Origin of the sequence: Streptomyces sp. NPDC088745 (genome assembly GCF_044751045.1) — a bacterium.
GTDB classification, from domain to species: domain Bacteria; phylum Actinomycetota; class Actinomycetes; order Streptomycetales; family Streptomycetaceae; genus Streptomyces; species Streptomyces cremeus.
Map to the genome: position 1 here is coordinate 1 of NZ_JBIVLB010000022.1, position 17,946 is coordinate 17,946.

A 17,946-nucleotide genomic window follows, 5' to 3' on the forward strand; every position below is an offset into this window, starting at 1 on the left:
ACGCCAACCCGCCAACTACCTGGCCTTTCTCGGCCTCGCCGCAGCTCTCTGCTGCTACAAGCGGCTCCTCCGACTCACCACATAGGACACCGTCTAAGCGGCACGACTGCCCGTGAGACCTCAGCACAGAGACGTCCCGCCAAGTGGCACCTGTACTCCTAATACCATTGCCGTGCACGCAGGTCCTGCAAGAAATCGCAGGTCGAGTCAGCATCGGGACGTGGCGCAGCTTGGTAGCGCACTTGGCTGGGGGTCAAGGGGTCACAGGTTCAAATCCTGTCGTCCCGACCAGCACCTCACACAGGTCGGAGTTCGTTTCCTCAGCAAGCTGCACACGTGACCCTCCCGTGTCCTACATGCAGCACACCTCGTCGTAAATATGGGATACCTGCAGGTCAGCGGGGCGTGGTCGAATCTGTCGCCGCCAGCTCTCACCACGACCCGGGAAGTCGGGCGGGAAGATAGCGCGGGACCCCCGGTTGGCCAAACCGGCGATCCCGTAGACCGTGGGTATCCCACCGCCACCCGCTGCCCGGTACGAAAGAGCCGTCACCGACGCAGCTGGCACCGCCCCCGTTGGCCGGCATCGATCACCTCGGATCGGTGCCGCCCGAAAGGTACTGACCACCCGAGATGCCTCCCCATAGCGTGACGCACGCCCCCGAGTACAGCCCCGCCCACATCCGTGCCCACTGGTCCGGGACCGGGAGCGTGGCGGACTCCTGCAGGGCCTTCGGCTTCTCCCGGGCCAAGGGCTACGACTTGATCCGACGCGGAGAATTTCCCTGCCGAGTGCTGCGCATCGGCCGCGGGACGCGCGTGGTGACCGCATCACTACTGCGCGTCCTCGAAAGCGGCAACCCCGAGTACAACGACCTCCCCGGGCCGCGCACGGAATAGCCGCGCAAGTGCGCCGCTCACTCCGCTCACCGGCCCTGCTCTGCCGGGACAGCACCGTACGAGCGCTAACTGCTCGGCGGCCGGGCCGTGGTGAGCTCGTCGTGATGAGTCCCGCAGCGGTCAGACCGATGCCCGCCGTGGACCAGGCGGTAGACCTCGCGGGCCACATAGCGCTTGAGGCAGCGGATGGTCTCCCGGCGAGTTTTCCCTTCCGTCAGCCGCCTCTCGTAGTACGCCTGGGTGCGTGGGTCCCAGCGCAGCCGGGTCATGACGATGCGGTACAAGGCAGCGTTCGCCTGCCGGTTCCCGCCGCGGTTGAGCCGTCGGTGCTGCCTGTTGCCGGAGGAGTACTCCACGGGGCTCGCCCCGCACAGCGCGGCAAAGGAGGCTTCGCCGCGCAGGCGGTCGGCGTTGTCGCCCATGGCAGTCAGCAGGACGGCAGCACTGTGCGGTCCGATGCCCACCGCGTCAACGAGCTGTGGGTAGTGGCTGCGGATCAGGTCGGATAGGCGCCGCTCCAGCATGAGGGCCTGCGCTCTCAGTTGCTCGTTTCGCTCGGCCAGTACCCGCAGCGTGAAGCGGGTCGCCCGCACCACAGGATCTGTCCTGTCGTCGCCTTCGTTCAGTGCCAGGCAGGCTGAGACGAGGGCCCGGCGGGACAGGCCGGCCAGCTCTTCGCGCAAGGCTGGGTCCGCGGTGACCAGGATTGCTTTGAGCTGGTTCACGGCCTGGCGCTGGGCTTTCACCGCGGAGTCCTTGACCACCAGGTACAGACGCGCGATCTCCGCCGCGCCTGTTCCCGACTTCACCGGCGAGCGCGCCCGGCCACTGAGCACGGCACGGGCAGCAAGCTCTGCATCCCCTCGGTCCGACTTGCTCTGCCGACGGCGCGCCGCACGCCCAGGCCCCGGTGCTTCCAGGACAGGAGTGCTCTGCGACAGCAGATACCGCGACAGGGCCGCCCCGTAATTCCCCGACGACTCCACCCCGGCACCACGGATGGCACCCCACTGGACAGCCCATGCGTGCAGCTGGCGATATCCGCTCGCGGTGGCGGGGAATCGCTCGATTCCGAGGGTCCTGCCTGTCATCGAGAGCACCGCTGCCACGTGGTAGTCACGGTGCGTGTCCACCCCGAGAACTATCTCGGATCCGTCTGCAGCAGCGTCTGCTACCAGGACAGGGTCTGATGCATCAATCGTTTGTCCATCCCCGTCGACGCGTCATGCCGACGTTGCTGCCGGTTCGGACGAGCGGTCACAAGTGACACATTGCAGGTACGCCACGCAAGGCAGTGCTCCAGACACACTCGCCCGAACCAGCCGCTGAACCCACCGCCTCGCCCCGCGAGCGACACAGGATGGTCAAGACGCTCCGGTCAGAAATGTCAGGAGTCAGCTCCCGGCGCTGTGGCGGTGTTCTTCGCCATTCTTCCCAAAGACGGCCCGCCACTACACGGCGAGCCCACTGCAAACAGCAGCCCCCTGATGCGCGGCAGCAAATGCACTCCCCCTGGAATGCGCTGCCACCTGCCAGCACGCCCGCGCATTTGATATGCGCCGTCAGCCGACAGCTTGCCTTCCCATGCGGAACAACACGCAGCCGGCACAGCCAAGACACCCCGTCACAAGGCGCGGGGGTGCGCATTGTCAGTGGGACGGTCTACCGTTTTTCGGCATGGCCAATGGTGTGTTCCACACGGGGTACAGCATCAAGATCGAACTCACGCATCCGGACCTGGGGCATCCCGACCGCCCCGGCCTGCTCGACGAGATCACCCAGCCGATAGACCAGCGCGACCGCGAACTCCTCCAGTGCCTCCAGCACCACGAGACCGGCCGGTGCCAAGCGGAGGACCACGACCGCTCCCCCTGGATGTCCATCCGCCGCCGGACCGTCAACGGACAGACCACCCTCGTCGCCGCGCACCTGCCGGTGCGCACCAAAGCCACTGCCGAGGAGAGCGACAAGCACAAAGCGATGAAGGAACGCATCGCCCGCGCCGCACACCGCCACGGACTCGCCGCCCAGACGGAAGCACGCAGCCCCGACGGCAAGATACGCACCGATGTCCTAGTCACCGGGTCAGCCGGCAGGATCGGCTGGGAAGCCCAGTACACCCCCATCACCGCCAGCACCGTCCGCCGCCGCTCCCAAGCCGCCGTCGACCACGGCATCATCCCGCTCTGGGTCACCAACAGCGACCGAGCCGCCCTCATCGACCGGGCCCCCTGGGCCATGGTCGGTGACGTCCCCTGGCAGGCGATCGCCTCCCGGAACTCCCTCCTCGTCCGCGCCGGCATCCGCCACCTCCAGCGCTGGAAATGCAGCCGCTTCAGCGAACGCCGCTGCCCCACCACGGGACACAACCGCCAAGCATGCGGGCGCGCCCACGCACTCTGGGAACTGCCCGCCCTGTGCATCCCGCAGAAGCGGCAGACCGAGATCGACGAACTCGTGGCCGCAAGCGCCGACGGCGCCTACGTGCCCATGCGCATCCCGGCACAGAGCAAGCCGCACACCATCTCGCGCATGCGGGTACCGTCGGAGGACCGCGAGGAATGGCGCGCCCTCGTCGGCACCTCCGAAGAACCCCCGGAGAAGGCACCGGACCGCGGGCTGACCTTCACCATGGAACCCCTCGACCACACCTGCCGGTACGGCGAGGAAACCCTCACCTTCAACGACCGGCGTCTGCGCCGAACCACCGGAGACGCCAGCGGACTCCACACCTTCGATCACATCCCCCGACAGCTCCTGCGCGTGCCGCCACGCACAGAGCGACGCCTGAACATCACGCCACAGCAGCGCAGGGAAGCCGCAGTGATCCACGGATGCGCCGAATGGCACATCGGCCCCTGCGCGGGCTGTGCTGCCCCCATCCACCGATATGGCCCCGACAGCGCACACGCCTGCCCACGCTGCCGCTCCCGGCTTGCCCATTAGGCATCCACGTACCTCTGACCGGACATACACCAGGCGCCGCTGGGCCTCTCTTGTGCAGGAAGCCCACGTCCACCATCGCCAACTTGTTGCTCCTGCAGGGCTTGCAGGGGGAGATGGCCATTTCGACGAGGACGACCATCGAAACGCGGGTCCGCATGTCCCAGTCGACTGAAGGCTGTTGGGTGCCTTCCGGTGGAAGTCCATCTGCGGACGAGCCAGCCGTCGCCTATCGCACCATTCGACAGCGGAGTTGAGGAGCGCACTGCACAATCAAGTTGCCAGGAAGTGCTGTTCGTCGGACCGGCGCAGGCGAAGGGGCCTACGCGATGGCTTCGACGTGGAAGGTGCGGATGCCGAATGGTCCACGATGACGCCTACCACTGGCCGCCCGAGCTATTGGAGCTGCTGATCGAGCTGGTGCCACGGCTGAGCCGAAGCAAGGAGGGAGTACTGGGGTTCCTACGGGGAGCCGGCGTCAGCGAGGCACTGCTCGCGGAGCACCGGCAATAGGTCGCTGCGGACAGGACAGCGATCAGCAAACACAAGATCGTTCGTGCCATGCTCAGCCAGATCAACGAGCAGGGCGACACCGGCCTGGGAGTTCGACGAGAGCTACTCAAGCGGGCGATCGAGTTCGAGGACTTCTCCACACTATGGCCGGACGATCGGCTACCAGCCCAAGGGCTGCAAGCAAATGTGCGAAGCCTGGTGAACGTCAAGGACGCGTTCACCAGAATGAATCAGGCACATGACGATGAACGAGCAGCGCGACTCGCGGCGCGCACTGCCGAAGCGACACGCCTGGCTCGGCGACACGCGAAATTCGTGACGCTCCGAGACCGACTCGCCGCCCTCTTCAACGAAGCGGACCCTAGAAAGCGGGGCATCGCCGTCGAAGACGTACTCAACGACGTGTTCAAAGCCGAAGGGATCCTGGTCAGGGAGTCCTTTGCCCTGCGCAACGAGGAGGGCCAGGTGACCGAGCAGATCGACGGGGCGCTGGAACTGGACGGGGCCCAGTACCTCGTCGAAATCAAGTGGTGGGGCGAGCCGGTTGAAATCAACGCGATGAGTCGTCACCTGGTTCGAGTTTACGGACGTTCGGAAGTCCGTGCGCTGTTCATCTCCGCATCCGGGTTCACCGCACCAGCGATCAAGGAAAGCGAGAGGGCTCTGAGCCAGCGAGTGATCGTTCTCGGTGAACTGCGGGAACTCATCGTCCTACTTGAGCAGGAAAGCGATGTCGCCAGCTGGCTACGCGAAAAGGTCCGCATCGCCCAGATCGATCGTCGCCCCCTTGCCATATTGGGTGCCGACTTCTGACGCCCGAACGGCATCAGGGCTGTTCACCACTGGTGGTGCAGCGGAGCGACCTCACCAGGATCAAGGCCCACGTGTCCCGCGCATCGACCGCACGGAGCCGAGTAGACCGGCGCACGAGGTGCCCCAGAAGCAACAGACCGGCAAAGGGCGATGCAGCCGCTGGGAGAAGCTAACCTCCATGCCCAGCTGCGCCCCGGAGCACCGTCGGGAGAGCCCGACGGTGCTCCGCGGCGGTCACAGATGTCACCCGGAAGTCACGCACCCCACGGACGCCCTCCGCCTAGCGACCGTCAAACGCGGCATATCTGTCCGCACTGGACTGATTAGACGCCTCTGGACGGCTACGCCGACCTGGTACCCATCAGGGCAATTCACAACACTGCACCAACAGCGCGCGTGACCTGCGGACTACCAAAATACGTCCCCCCACTTCGCCCCGCGCCGGACTCACCTCAGCCCCATCGAACGACCGAGGGGCATTATTCGAACATCCCGCTCGAAAAGGTGGCGGGCCGCTGGCGGCTCAGGCCGAGTTGATGTGCCCCACGTGCACCTCAGCCCGGCCGCACTCGTGAGGTGACACGCTCCTCGGCCTCGGAAGACGTGCGACGGCTCGACACTCCAAAGCCAGCTCGAGAGGCAATAGGAGCCAACCTCGCAACGTAACTCGTCGGTCTGACAATCGGACCTCGCTGCCGTGGCCTTCGGTTGCACCGCCCCTAACCACTTGCTTCCATCACGTCATCTCACCGAGCTGACCTGCTACTTCACCCGGCAGGAGGCGTGGTGTACCCATGTTCTGCATGCCGAGGAGGGGCTAAACGTGCACGAGGCCTACGAGCGGTTGTTGGCGGCGGCGAACCTGCGGTCGTCGGACGGTGCCGTGCGGATCACCGCAGAGTACGAGCCGTTGGGCGGGGCCGGATCGGCGGTGTTTCCGCCGACGGTGAAGATCACTGCGATGGATGCGGCGGGCTATCTGATCGAGCCGCGGTACGTCGGCGGGGCGCGGGAGGACGTGGTGTTGCTGGACCAGCGGCAGTCGCAGGCCAACCGGTGTGAGGCCGCGTTGCTGGATGCGGTCCAGCGCGGTGAAGTCTTTTTGCCGCACCTGGCGTTGGAGACCGAGTCCGCGGGGGTGGCGGTACGGGTGACGAGCCTGGATGCCCCGCATCGAAGCAGGGACGCGTACTTCCGTGACGCGGTGGACGCGGACGGGGTCGCGTTCGACCGGACGGAGGCGGGGCTGGCGCTGCGGGATGCCAGTGCGGGGGATGTGAGCGCGTATCTGCGGCTGGTGCCCAGTGACTTGGCGTACGGGGTGTGGGATTCGCATCGCAAGCGGCGTATCCAGGTGAAGATCCCGCGGGCGTATTCCTCGGAGATGATCGGGGTGGCGCCGTTGGTCGGGGTGCGGGCGGCGGGCCGGGTGGACCGGCTTAACCTGACCGGCGAGACGGTCGAGGTGACCGAGTCGGGGTGGGCTCCGTCAGCGGACGGCAAGCTGGCCAAGGGGACGAAGACGGCGAAGATGTCGGCCCTGGGTCATGGCATGATCCCGCCGTCCGAGGGCTTGGGCGGGGTTTCGGTGACCGGCGTGCAGCGCTGCGCGACCTTGTCGTTCGCGCAGCTGGCCGCTCTGCGGTTTGGCCCGCTCGGCAAGGAACTCGCGGCTGCTGGGCGGGCGTTGGTGGCGGCGATCGCACTGCTGGGTGACCGGCTGGCGTTCGCGTCTCCTGCGCTGCGTCTGCGTTCGGGCTGCGATCTGATGCTGGTGGGTGAGCGGGTCGAGTGGGTGCTGCGCGGGCGGGACGGTCGTCCGGGGGTGGAGGCGCTGGAGGTGGCGTCACCGCAGGAGGCGTTGGCCTTGTTCGAGGTGGCGTTGGAGCGTGCGCAGGCCGCGGGGCTGGAGTGGGCGCGGGAGCCGGTGGTGGTGCGTCCGAATGCGAGTTTGCAGCAGGCGATCGACAAGTCGTACATGATCGCCGGTATCGGCGAGGCCGAGGGCGAGTGATCCTGTGCCGTTTCGTCTGAGTGTGCATTTCCTGGAGTCCGCTTATCAGGCGTCTTCGGTGGACCGGGAGTCGGCGGAGTGGCCGCCGCACCCGGCGCGGATCTTCTGCTCGCTGGTGTCGGTGGCGGATCCGGAGGATCCTGTGCAGGAGGCGGCGTTGCAGTGGCTGGAGCGTCAGGAGCCTCCGGTGGTGCGGGTGCCGGTGTTGAGTGCGGAGGCGGAGAGTCCGCGGGTGGCGTGGGTGCCGGTGAACGCGGCCGTCTCCCGTCCCGGGCATGCGGTGTTGCCGGGACGGACCAATGGGGGCAAGCCGAAGACGTGGCCGCAGCGGACGTTGGGTGAGCCGTTGGTGGAGTTCGAGTGGGAGGCACAGCCGCCGCTCGGGGTGCTGGCGGTGCTGGCGGTGCTGGCGAAGGCCGTCCCGTATGTGGGGCGGGCCAGCGGGCACGCCCTCGTCCATGCCGCCGCGGTGCCAACCGCTCCCTCCCCGGCTGCCGGTGACCCCGAGCCCGGGGAGGACTCGGGGCAGGAGGTGTGGGAGCCGGCCCCCGAGCAGCGGGGAGCAGGAGTGCGTCAGCTGCGGGCGCCGTACGGCGGGTACCTGGCGCGATTGCGGGAGGCGTTCGAGCAGGGGCAGCCAGCCTGGCAGCAGGCCCAGTCCTTCCCCTACCGGTTGCATGGGGCCCCGGAAACGCCTGTAGTGGAAGCGGTGGCCGGGCCTTACGAGGACGTGGTGGTCTTCGCGTTTCCGCCGTCGTTCTCGCTGGATGCGGCGCTGACGATGGCGGTGACGGGCTCGTTGCGGAGCAAGGTGATGGGGATGCTGGAGGAGGCCGGCCACGACGTGGAGGCCATGGTCGCCGTCCACGGCCACAAGGCCCCTGGTGAGAGTGCTCGGCTGTGCGCGTACTTGGCCCTCCCCTTTGTCGGCCACCGGCACGCGGACGGGCGGCTGCGCGGCGTCGCGGTCGCCCTGCCGCACGGCCTGGATCCGGGACATCGGCGGGCGATGCTGGCGATGCTGCTGCGCCAGGGCGGCGGCCTACGCCGCCTCGCGGTCCCCACCCTGTCGCGTCCGGTGCCGCTCACCTACGTGAGTGCCGGGAGCCCAGTGGTGGAGACGCTGAAATCGGTGCGTCCGGAACGGTGGACCCAAGCGTCGGCGCGGTGGACGACAGCGTTGCCGATGGTCCTGGACCGCTTCCCCAAGCGCAACAGCCGCCTGATCGAGGAGTCCGTCGCGGTGAGCTGTCAGCTCGCCGGGCTCCCGCAGCCGGTCGAGGTGGAGGTCCTGGCACACGGCGCGTACGTGCCGGGAGCGCGGGAGCTGCCGGTGAGTGCGCTGCGGCGCAAGGCGGGTGAGCGGCCGTTGCCAGCCCGACATGTGCGGGTGCGGTTTGACCGGCCGGTGCAGGGGCCCGTGGTACTGGGCAGCAAGAAGAATTTCGGGCTGGGGCTGTGCCTGCCCATCGACGGGTGGAGGAACGCCTGATGGACAGCACACCGAAGCTGGCCCCCGTCGATCTGGAGGAATTTCCCGTCTTCTTCGAGGCGGTGCACGGGTATGAGCCGTTTCCCTGGCAGTGCGCGTACGTGGAGAGTGCGGCGAAGTCGGGTGTGTGGCCGGACCTGGATGTGCCGACCGGACTGGGGAAGACCAGCCTGATCGACATCTGGGTCTTCCTCCTCGCCTGGCAGCACGCAAACGGGCAGGCGCGGACGGTACCGTTGCGGCTGTTCTTCGTCGTCGACCGCCGCCTCGTCGTCGACCAGGCCCACGAACACGCCACCACCCTCCGCAAAGTCCTACAGGACGCACTCCAGTGCCCCGCACAGGCCAGGAAGGAGGTGGTGGTGCGGGTGGCGCGGGCGCTGGCCGCGCTCGGCGGGGAGGGGCAGGCGCTGGAGACGTTGCGGATGCGGGGCGGGGTGGACTGGGCGTCGCGCTGGCTGCGCTCCCCCGCCCAGCCCGCCGTAATCACCTCGACCGTCGACCAGTACGGCAGCCGCCTGCTGTTCCGCGGCTACCACACCAGCCCCCGCATGCGCCCGGTCGACGCCGCCCTGTGCGGCATTGACGCCCTCCTGGCCGTCGACAAGGCCCACATCGCCTTGCCGTTGCTGGAGACGGCGACGGACTGCGCCCGCTACCAGGCCACCGCCACCGACCCCACGTTCGCCGACCGGGCGGTCAAGGTGGTCAGCCTCTCCGCCACCGCCACAAGCGGCGACGGACGCCCCCGGCACTCGCTGACCGAGGCAGACCACTACCATCCAGTCGCCCGCCGACGGCTACGCGCCCGGCGGCGGGTGACCTTGCTGGACGCCACGGCCTCGGCCAAGAACGCCACCGAAGCGTTCGCCATCACCGCCCGGTTGGGGGTGGAGGCGCTGTTGCCGGTGGTGGAGCGGCCGGTGATCGGGGTGGTCGCGAACACGATCCGGGCCGCCCGCGCCGCCCATCGGCTCCTCGCCGCCGACGACCGCCTGGACGTCGTACTGCTGACCGGCCGCTCCCGGGCAGGCGACCGTACCCGCCTCCTGGACAGCCCGCACCTGATCGACCTCCTGGCCGGGGTCAACGCGGACCTTAAGCGGCCGTTGGTGGTCGTGGCCACCCAGACCGTGGAAGTGGGCCTGGACGTCTCGTTCGCCGGGCTCGTCACGGAGAACGCCTCCTACGCCGCGTTCGTCCAGCGGCTGGGCCGCCTGGACCGCACCGGCGACGCCACCATTGCGGCACCCGCCCTGGTGATCCGCGCCCACGCCCCCGCGGACTTCGCCGACATCCCGGTCTACGGAACAGCAGCCCAGGAAACCTGGGACTGGCTCGCCACCCACGCCCCCCTGCTCAAGTCCACGGAACTGGACGCCGAGGCACTCGGCGCGGTCGCGGTACACGGCAAAGTGGTCAACCCGACCACCCTCCCCAGGCTCCTGGCCAACGCCGACCTGGCGGCCATGAGCGTGGCGAAGCCACTGATCCCCGTCGTCCACCGGACGCTTCTCGACTCCTGGGCACGCACCTCCCCCACACCCGTCCCGGACCAGAGCACCGCCCCGTTCCTGCACGGCATGAACACCTCCCCCGAAGACGTCCAGGTCCTCTGGCGCGCTGACCTGCCTCCCCTCCAGAACAAGCCCGATCACCAGGAGGTGTGGGAGGAACGGATGCGGCAGGCGCCCCCGCACCCGGACGAGACCGTGCCCGTGCCCGCCCAGCAGCTGCGCCGCTTCCTCACCCAGCCCGGCCAGGACACCACCAGCGACCTCGAAGGCATCCCCGACGACGAAGTACCCCCCAAGGCCCGGCGGGCGGCACAGGCCATGGCACCCGTGCTGCGCTGGCACCCCGAAACGGACACCTGGACGCTGGCCACCGAGCCCCGCGACATCCGCCCCGGCAGCACTATCGTCCTGCCCTCCCACTACAGCGGCCACGACCCCTACGGTTGGACCGCAGCCCCCGGCCGCCCCGTCGCCGACCTCGGCGACTACCCACCCCGCACCGACACCGCCCCCACCCGCCTCGACCCCCAACTCCTCGCCACCCTGGCAGACTTCGACGACGCCACCCTGGCCGCGGTCGCTGAAGATCTCCACCAGGCGCACAAGCGCCTGTGCGCCGGCGACGAGGACGAACCTCCCACCCAGGTCATCCACCTGCTCCTGGACTCCCTCCTGGCCCACCTCGACGCCCAGGAGACACCGGCTCACGGCTCGTACAGCGACCTTCTCCACCAGCGCCTCACCGACCTGAAAGCCGTAACCGTGTGGGACATCGACACCGAGGCGCGCGTGTCCCGCGCCAAGGCCCGGCCAGGGCACGCCATCGCGACACCGGGCCGCGACACCGCCCGGATCGTGCTGGTGCCTCCCCACCCGCAGGACGGTTGCCGGGAACGGACGGCGGGGGTCGGAGACCAGGACGGCGACGCCAGCTCCCTCACCCGCCCCGTCGCCCTCGACGCCCACGGCACAGCAGTCGCAAAGCGGGCAAGGTACTTCGCGGACACGGTCGGACTTCCCGCGCCGTTGGTGTCCGCGGTCGCGACGGCCGCCTGGGCCCATGATGTAGGGAAAGCCCATCCGCGCTTTCAGATCATGCTCTGCGCGGGCGACCGGCTCCTCGCCGAATCCCAGCCCCACCTCCTCGCGAAGTCCGGCATGGACCCCGCCGACCAGGCCGGACGACGCCGCGCCGCCAAACTCGCCCACTGGGGCGCCCAGTTGCGGCACGAAGCACTCAGCGCGACCGCCGTCGCCGCCTGGCTCGCCACACGCCCCGAACACACCGAGGGCCTCGACGAGGACCTCCTCGTCCACCTCGCGGCCGCCCACCACGGCCACGCCCGCCCCCTCCTACCTCCGGTGACCGACCCCGACCCCGCCGAAGTCACCTGCACCATGCCCGACGGCCAACAGGTCACGGTGAACAGCGCCTCCATGGGCGTCGACTGGGACAGCCCCGACCGCTTCCACACCCTCAACCGCCGGTACGGGCCCTGGGGGCTGGCCCTACTCGAAACCCTCGTCCGCCTTGCCGACATGGCCTGCTCCGAGGAAGGCACCTGATATGCACGAACTCGAACTCCCCGCCCTGCTCTCCGACTCCCCCCTCGGCTTCCTCGCCGCACTCGGCCTCCTCGAACTCACCACCCCCCACCTCATCGCCCCGCCCCGCCTCTCCTGGCGCGGCCCCGCCGCCCCCGCCGTCCTCCACACCCACGAACACCTCACCTACCAAGACCTCGCCGGCCTCCTGCACCAGCAACTCCCCGACCAGCCGGACGAAGAGCCACTCCCGCTGGCCCCCGGTATCCTCTCCCTGGACCGCGAGCCCGGTGCCCCCAACGACGCCCTACGCATGCCCATCGGCCTCGCCCTCCAACGCCTCCGCGAACGCGCCCGCCGCGAACGCACCGACAACGACCCGGGCGCCCGCTGGTTCACCGGCCTCGTCAACCAGCTGCGCATCGCCCCCAAAGACCCCACCAAACCTAGAAAACGGGAAGCGCCCAGCGAGGCGTGGTACACCACCACCACACCGCTGTTCGCCCCCGCCGGCCGCATGACCCTGGCCAACAACTGGACCAAAGCCGCTGAACACTGCCGCAAAGATCCCACCCAGCTCCGCACCGCCCTCACCGGCTGGCAGCGCGTCGACGGCTACGCCGGCGCTAACCTCGACCACTACTCCACCGGCAACGCCCACACCCACAGCCACGGCGCCCCCTCACAACAAGGCGTCCCCGGAGCCACCTGGCTCGCTCTCCACGCCTTCCCCGCTCTCCGTCTGACCGGAACCACCCTCCACGCCCACACCACCAGCTGGACCCACACCCCCAACGGCCCCGCCCTCACCTGGCCCGTCTGGCACCCACCCCTCACCCCCACCGCCATCACCACACTCCTCGAACACCCCCACGTACGCACCCACAAACCCAACCCCACCAACCTCACCAACCTCGGCATCACCGCCCTCTACACCGCACCCCGCACCCGCCTCTCCAACTCCTACGGCCCCCTCAAGCCAGGCCAACCCGTTCACCCCTGAACCCACTTTGGAACCCCAAGCACACACGCCGACCCCGCACCACACCGAAGGAAAATAGGCGTCTTACACCCATTAATCCGTCAGGCGCATCCCGGACACAGATCACTCAACGTAGTAACCAGAGTCCAGACAGGCTGTCTCCGTAGGTTCGACCTGCGGCACCATCGCGGTGACGAGAGCGACGCCCCCACCGCCGAAGAGGCCGCCCTGCCTCCGTAGGTTCGACCTGCGACACCATCGCGGCGCCCTGATGAAGCTGGAGCAGCGGCTGGCCACGGTCTGTCTCCGTAGGTTCGACCTGCGACACCATCGCGGCCACATGGCCCGCCGTTCGGGCGTGGGCTTGCCCGCGCTGTCTCCGTAGGTTCGACCTGCGGCACCATCGCGGCGACACTCCGTACGCGGTCCGCCAGCACGAAGAGCTGCTGTCTCCGTAGGTTCGACCTGCGGCACCATCACGGCAGCTCGTCCCCGGCCACCATTGTCCGGTTCGCCGCTACTGTCTCCGCAGGTTCAATCTGCGGCACCATCGTGACATGTTGCGTTCGGGGAAGATCTTCCGAGTGAGCAGGTCCGTTTCCGCAGGTTCGACCTGCGGCACCATCGTGGCCCGATCTCTAATCCGTACTCGGACTCAGCAGGAGACTCGGCCACCGCAGGTTCGGCCTACGGCACTACTTCGGCAACAGCAGCTCGGCCACGGTGATGGCGTAGCTGTGCCATGCCACCGCAGATTCGACCTGCGGCACCATCACGGCGACTTCTCCACCGAAGGCCCTCATCTACAGAGCTACTGTCTCCGTAGGTTCGACCTGCGGCACCATCACAGCGAGGAACAGCGTGGCACGCTGCAGGCCATCAAGCCTTGTCTCTGCGGCTCAATACCGGAGCATCTCTACGGCATCATTGGTTCTGACGGCAGGAATGTCGTTCGGTGAGCCACCTCTGCGGCCCCCAGTCGCAGCACCATCCCGGCGGCGTTAAGGCCAACATCATACGCCAGGTGTTCGAACTGATTCTGCGCCCTCACCGCGCACCACCACGGCAGCAAGACCCCGTATTGCGCGGCCTTTCGTGGCGCTCTGCCTTTGCGGTCTCAGGCCGCGGCACCACCACAGCGGTGTCTTGGCTGTAACCGTAGGTTCGACCTGCGGCAGCATCGCGGCGTTGCAGTCGACTATCCGGGCGACATCAATGCCCTTCTGTCACCTCAGGTTCCACTTGCGGCACCATCGTGGGCACATCTTCTGTGCCTCAGGGAACCCCAGGAGGTTCCGTCACCGCAGGCTCGACCTGGGGCGCCATCTCGGACGGGCGACCATCGACATCTTGCTCTTTGACCACCCAGCTGTCACCGCAGGTTCGACCTGCGGCACCATCGCGGCCCCGGACAGCGCACCGTCTGCACGGGCGACGTCCCGCTGCCTCCGTAGGTTCGACCTGCGGCACCATCGCGGCACGCCGGTGGTGCCGGGTTGATCGACCTCGACAAGCCTGTCTCCGCAGGTTTGACCTGCGGCACCATCGCGGCTCCTGGAATGCGCTGTGCACTCCGCCGTCCTCGTCAACTGTGACCGCAGGTTCAAACTGCGGCAGAATCGCGGAGAGCACTTCATGGTGCTCAAACCCGAGCTCGGCACCGTTCACCGTAGGCCCTATCTGCGGCGCCATTGCGGCCAGATCTTGAGGTCGATGTCCTTCCAGCCACCCATCGATCGCCGCAGGTCCTTCTAGCGGCACCATCAAGGCATTTGGTACTCGCGCATTACCGCGGCGCGTGGAGGAGTTGCAGCGCCAGATGGCTCTCGTCCGCTCCCGCCAGTCGGACGACGTCGCCCAGCGAATGGCTGTAGACATACGCCATGGCGACTTCCACCCGACCCTCCTGCAAGAGATTCGGAAAACCGGCGCATTGGGGAAACCTCTGTTCGTCCTGCTCGACAGCTTCGGCGGACCAGACATTCCGTTCTCACTCCTGCAAGAGTTGGGACACCTCCCCCGCACCGAAGTGATGGTGACCTTCGAACCTTCCTTCCTCATGCGCTTCGCTGAGAACCACGATGGCCACCGCCAACTCGGCGACGCCGCCTTCGGCAGCCAGGAATGGCAGGCCGTATTCCAGCAGCCTTCCTCGCAGAAATTCACCTTCCTACGCGAGCAATACCGAGCCGTGCTACGCCGGGCCGGCTTCACCCATACGCTGTACTTCGAGATGATCGACGAGGGCAACAGGAAGCTGTACCTGATCTTCGGTACCCGACACGAACTGGGACTAGCAAAGATGAAGGATGCCTTGTGGACGGTGGATCCCTCCTACGGCGTCCGCTACCGCGATCTCAGGGACACCCAACAGCAGATGTTGGAGATCGCATTCGAACCCGATACGGCCCCACTGCGACGAATCCTGTGCGAGTTCATTTCGGCCGCTCCCGACGGGCGAACCATCCCAGAACTCAAGCGGTACACCCTCCTGGAAACCGTCTACCGGCCCACCCAAGTAATCGACGCAGTCCGACAATTACGCGACGAGGACACCGTGGCGACAGAGCCCCGCACCGTCAACAACAAGACGCGCGTGCGCCTAGCCACGACACGTATAACACCCCGTCCGTCAGCACAGCAGGACGCCCTCTGGTGAGCAGCCCCAACCGCACGATGGGCCTCGCCGGAGCAATTCGGCGAGGCCCATCGGATCAGGTCCCCGTTCACACAGAACCGCCGCAGCACCGGGCCACCTGAAGCCTCGCGTGTCACGCCGGTGTCACCAACCCCGTAGACGCACCCGGACCACGGGCACCACGCCTACACAAATGGCATCGATTCAGACCGTGCGGACGCCAGAGGACGGTTCTGCCGACCTGTGCCAGGTGGTGCCGAGGGAGGGGCCCAGGACGAGGACCGGAGCGTGTTCTGGTCCGTCGAAGCGGTGCTGCAGGGTTTCTGCCGTCGTCTGAGTCACCCGTCCAGGCTGCCATCTCCCGCCTCCAGTCCTACCGGCAGGGGCAGAAGGCGTGGGGGGAGGGCCCGGACCCGGAGCGCGGAGGCCGCAGGCGGCCGGGGCACGGCGGGCCGACACGACGCAGCGGACGGCGGGGCCCGGGTGGTCACGGCGGAGCGCACGGTGGGCGGGTCGAGGGCGGCCCGTACAGGCGGGCTGCACGCGGGCGGCGCAGCGACGCGGTGGTGGCAGCGGCCCGGCGACGCGGTGGTGGCGGACGGCGGGGGTGGTGGCCGGGGCGCGGCGGCTCAGCGGCGGGGCGGCCGGAGCGCGGCGGGAGTCGCACGGTCGAGAGCTCGAACCCGCCGGAGCCGCGGCCCCGGCGGCGAGCAGGCCAGGCCGCGGGCCGAGGGGCGGCTCGGCTGCCGGGGCGCAGGTCAGGGAGTTCCGGGAGGAGGTCCTGAGGTGGAGGTCCGGGGACCGGGGTGTCCAGGGTGGTGTCCACGGGGCGAGACGATTGTTGACACGGGGACGCGGGAGCCGCCAGAGTCACGGGCCATGCAGCCCTCCGGTGACCGCTCGGTCCCGCTCGTCGCGCGCCGACACGTAGACCTGGTCCGTGTCGCCAGCGCCATCTGTCGCTGCGCCTAGTCACTTCGCAAGCCCCCTTTCTCACAGGTCGCCGAACTCTGTCCGGGTTCGGGCGACTTGGCCTGACTTCTTCCGGAGAAGCCGTGACTTCGCGCACCCCCCTGTCCCGCCGCACCCTCGTCGGTGCCGCCGCAGCCGCCGGGCTGACCGCCGCCGCCACCTCGCCCGCCGGGGCGAGCACCCCCGAGGAACGGCCCTTCCGCGCCGCCGGTCGCCGCAGGTCCAGGCGGCCCAACATCCTGTTCATCCTGGGCGACGACCTCGGCTGGGCCGACCTGTCCTCGTACGGCTCGCCCCACATCCGTACGCCGAACCTCGACCGCCTCGCCGGGCAGGGGGTGCGGTTCACGGACGCCTACTCCGGGTCCGCGACCTGCTCCCCGACCCGCTTCAGCCTCTACACCGGCCGCTTCCCGGGCCGTACGAAGGGAGGGCTGGCCGAGCCGATAGCCGACAGGGGCGTCGGGCTGGAACCCACCCACCCGACCCTCGCCTCGCTGCTGAGGGGGGCCGGGTACGCCACCGCCCTCATCGGCAAGTGGCACTGCGGCTTCCTGCCCGACTACAGCCCCACCCGGTCCGGCTGGGACGAGTTCTTCGGGAACTTCGGCGGGGCGCTGGAGTACTACTCGAAGCTGAGCGGCGACGGCGAGTACGACCTCTACGAGGGCGACGCCACGTACAAGGACCTGCGGTACTACACGCGGATCCTCACCGAGCGGGCGAGCGACTTCGTACGGAGGGACCACGGCGACACGCCCTGGCTGCTCAACCTCAACTTCACCACCCCGCACTGGCCGTGGATCGCCGACGGCGACGAGGAGGCGAGCGCCGAAGTCGTACGGCGGATCAAGGCCGGGGACAGACGCGCGCTGTGGCACCAGGACGGCGGTTCGGTGGAGAAGTACGCGCAGATGGTCGAGGACCTCGACCGGTCGGTCGGCGAGGTGCTGAGGGCGCTGAAGAAGTCGGGGCAGGAGGAGGACACACTCGTCTTCTTCGCCAGCGACAACGGCGGTGAACGCTTCTCGTACAACTGGCCGTTGAGCGGTAACAAGGGTTCCCTTCAGGAGGGCGGCATCCGGGTGCCGACCGTCGTGCGCTGGCCCGCGCGGATCGACGGCCGGCAGGTCAGCCGCGTACCCGTGTTCACGCCGGACTGGACGGCGACGCTGCTGGAGATCGCGGGCGCGCGCCCCGACCGGGCGCACCCGCTTGACGGCACCTCGCTCGCCGGATACCTGCTGCGGGGCGAGCGCGTGCCGGAGCGGGACCTCTTCTGGCGGGTGCGGGGCGAGCGGGCGCTGCGGCGCGGGGAGTGGAAGTACTACCGGGGGAAGGCCGGGAAGGACCAGCTCTTCCGGCTGACCGCCGACGCACGGGAGCAGGCGGACCTGGCGGCGGCCGAACCCGCGCGGCTGGCCGCGCTGAAGGCCGCGTGGGAGAAGACGGACGCGGGACTGCTGCCGTATCCGGGGGTGTGAGGCGGGGTGAGCCGGATGAGCCGGGATGGCGTCCGCGCCGTGAGGGCCGGGGCCGTCGCCCCCACGGCATCACCCCGGCTTCGGACCCGGTCCCCTGGTCCGGGCCCCGGCGGCGGCGTCGGCGGCGGTCGAG

At 68.4% G+C, this 17,946-nt stretch carries 11 protein-coding genes and 1 tRNA gene; 11 read left to right on the forward strand and 1 reads right to left on the reverse strand.

Features of this window, described 5'->3' with window-relative positions:
* The first annotated feature begins 214 nt into the window (after window positions 1-214).
* Window positions 215-291: transfer RNA gene (locus tag ACIP93_RS35050), tRNA-Pro, on the forward strand.
* Window positions 292-648: 357 nt separating this feature from the next.
* Complete coding sequence (locus ACIP93_RS35055) at window positions 649-900, forward strand: hypothetical protein (RefSeq protein WP_401765949.1); 252 nt, start codon at window positions 649-651, stop codon at window positions 898-900.
* A 65-nt stretch (window positions 901-965) separates the two neighbouring features.
* Here ACIP93_RS35055 and ACIP93_RS35060 read toward each other — a convergent pair whose 3' ends face one another.
* A complete protein-coding gene (locus tag ACIP93_RS35060; protein ID WP_401765952.1) occupies window positions 966-2,033 on the reverse strand; it encodes an IS110 family transposase in 1,068 nt (355 codons plus the stop codon).
* Window positions 2,034-2,577: 544 nt separating this feature from the next.
* On the opposite strand from ACIP93_RS35060, the gene ACIP93_RS35065 reads away from it, so the two are divergent.
* From ACIP93_RS35065 to ACIP93_RS35105, 9 genes are all read left to right on the forward strand, one after another.
* Window positions 2,578-3,846: a hypothetical protein gene (locus ACIP93_RS35065; protein ID WP_401765955.1), complete on the forward strand. Its 1,269-nt coding sequence runs from the start codon at window positions 2,578-2,580 to the stop codon at window positions 3,844-3,846.
* Window positions 3,847-4,404: 558 nt separating this feature from the next.
* Window positions 4,405-5,169 carry a restriction endonuclease gene (locus ACIP93_RS35070; protein ID WP_401765958.1) on the forward strand — a complete coding sequence of 255 codons (765 nt, stop codon included), beginning with the start codon at window positions 4,405-4,407 and terminating at the stop codon, window positions 5,167-5,169.
* Between the two features lie 823 nt (window positions 5,170-5,992).
* Complete coding sequence (gene cas7u / locus ACIP93_RS35075) at window positions 5,993-7,183, forward strand: type I-U CRISPR-associated RAMP protein Csb1/Cas7u (protein WP_401765961.1); 1,191 nt, start codon at window positions 5,993-5,995, stop codon at window positions 7,181-7,183.
* Between the two features lie 22 nt (window positions 7,184-7,205).
* Complete coding sequence (gene csb2, locus ACIP93_RS35080) at window positions 7,206-8,675, forward strand: type I-U CRISPR-associated protein Csb2 (protein ID WP_401765963.1); 1,470 nt, start codon at window positions 7,206-7,208, stop codon at window positions 8,673-8,675.
* The gene (gene cas3u / locus ACIP93_RS35085) at window positions 8,675-11,758 is read left to right on the forward strand and encodes a type I-U CRISPR-associated helicase/endonuclease Cas3 (protein ID WP_401765966.1); all 3,084 of its coding nucleotides are present in this window, start codon (window positions 8,675-8,677) and stop codon (window positions 11,756-11,758) included. The genes csb2 and cas3u overlap by 1 nt, the downstream gene beginning before the upstream one ends.
* A gap of 1 nt (window position 11,759) precedes the next feature.
* Window positions 11,760-12,740, forward strand: coding sequence for a hypothetical protein (locus tag ACIP93_RS35090; protein WP_401765968.1), 981 nt, complete (start codon window positions 11,760-11,762; stop codon window positions 12,738-12,740).
* Window positions 12,741-14,517: 1,777 nt separating this feature from the next.
* Window positions 14,518-15,378, forward strand: a complete 861-nt coding sequence (gene tcmP / locus ACIP93_RS35095; RefSeq protein ID WP_401765971.1) for a three-Cys-motif partner protein TcmP — start codon at window positions 14,518-14,520, stop codon at window positions 15,376-15,378.
* An 858-nt stretch (window positions 15,379-16,236) separates the two neighbouring features.
* Window positions 16,237-16,329, forward strand: coding sequence for a putative leader peptide (locus ACIP93_RS35100; protein WP_368861140.1), 93 nt, complete (start codon window positions 16,237-16,239; stop codon window positions 16,327-16,329).
* 83 nt (window positions 16,330-16,412) lie between these two features.
* Complete coding sequence (locus tag ACIP93_RS35105) at window positions 16,413-17,813, forward strand: sulfatase-like hydrolase/transferase (protein ID WP_401765974.1); 1,401 nt, start codon at window positions 16,413-16,415, stop codon at window positions 17,811-17,813.
* Window positions 17,814-17,946 lie beyond the last annotated feature (133 nt).

Coding starts and splice junctions, on each gene's coding strand:
- ACIP93_RS35065 (WP_401765955.1), top strand. CDS start 2,578: ATGGCCAATGGTGTGTTCCACACGGGGTACAGCATCAAGATCGAACTC.
- ACIP93_RS35070 (WP_401765958.1), top strand. CDS start 4,405: ATGCTCAGCCAGATCAACGAGCAGGGCGACACCGGCCTGGGAGTTCGA.
- cas3u (WP_401765966.1), top strand. CDS start 8,675: ATGGACAGCACACCGAAGCTGGCCCCCGTCGATCTGGAGGAATTTCCC.
- ACIP93_RS35090 (WP_401765968.1), top strand. CDS start 11,760: ATGCACGAACTCGAACTCCCCGCCCTGCTCTCCGACTCCCCCCTCGGC.
- ACIP93_RS35100 (WP_368861140.1), top strand. CDS start 16,237: ATGCAGCCCTCCGGTGACCGCTCGGTCCCGCTCGTCGCGCGCCGACAC.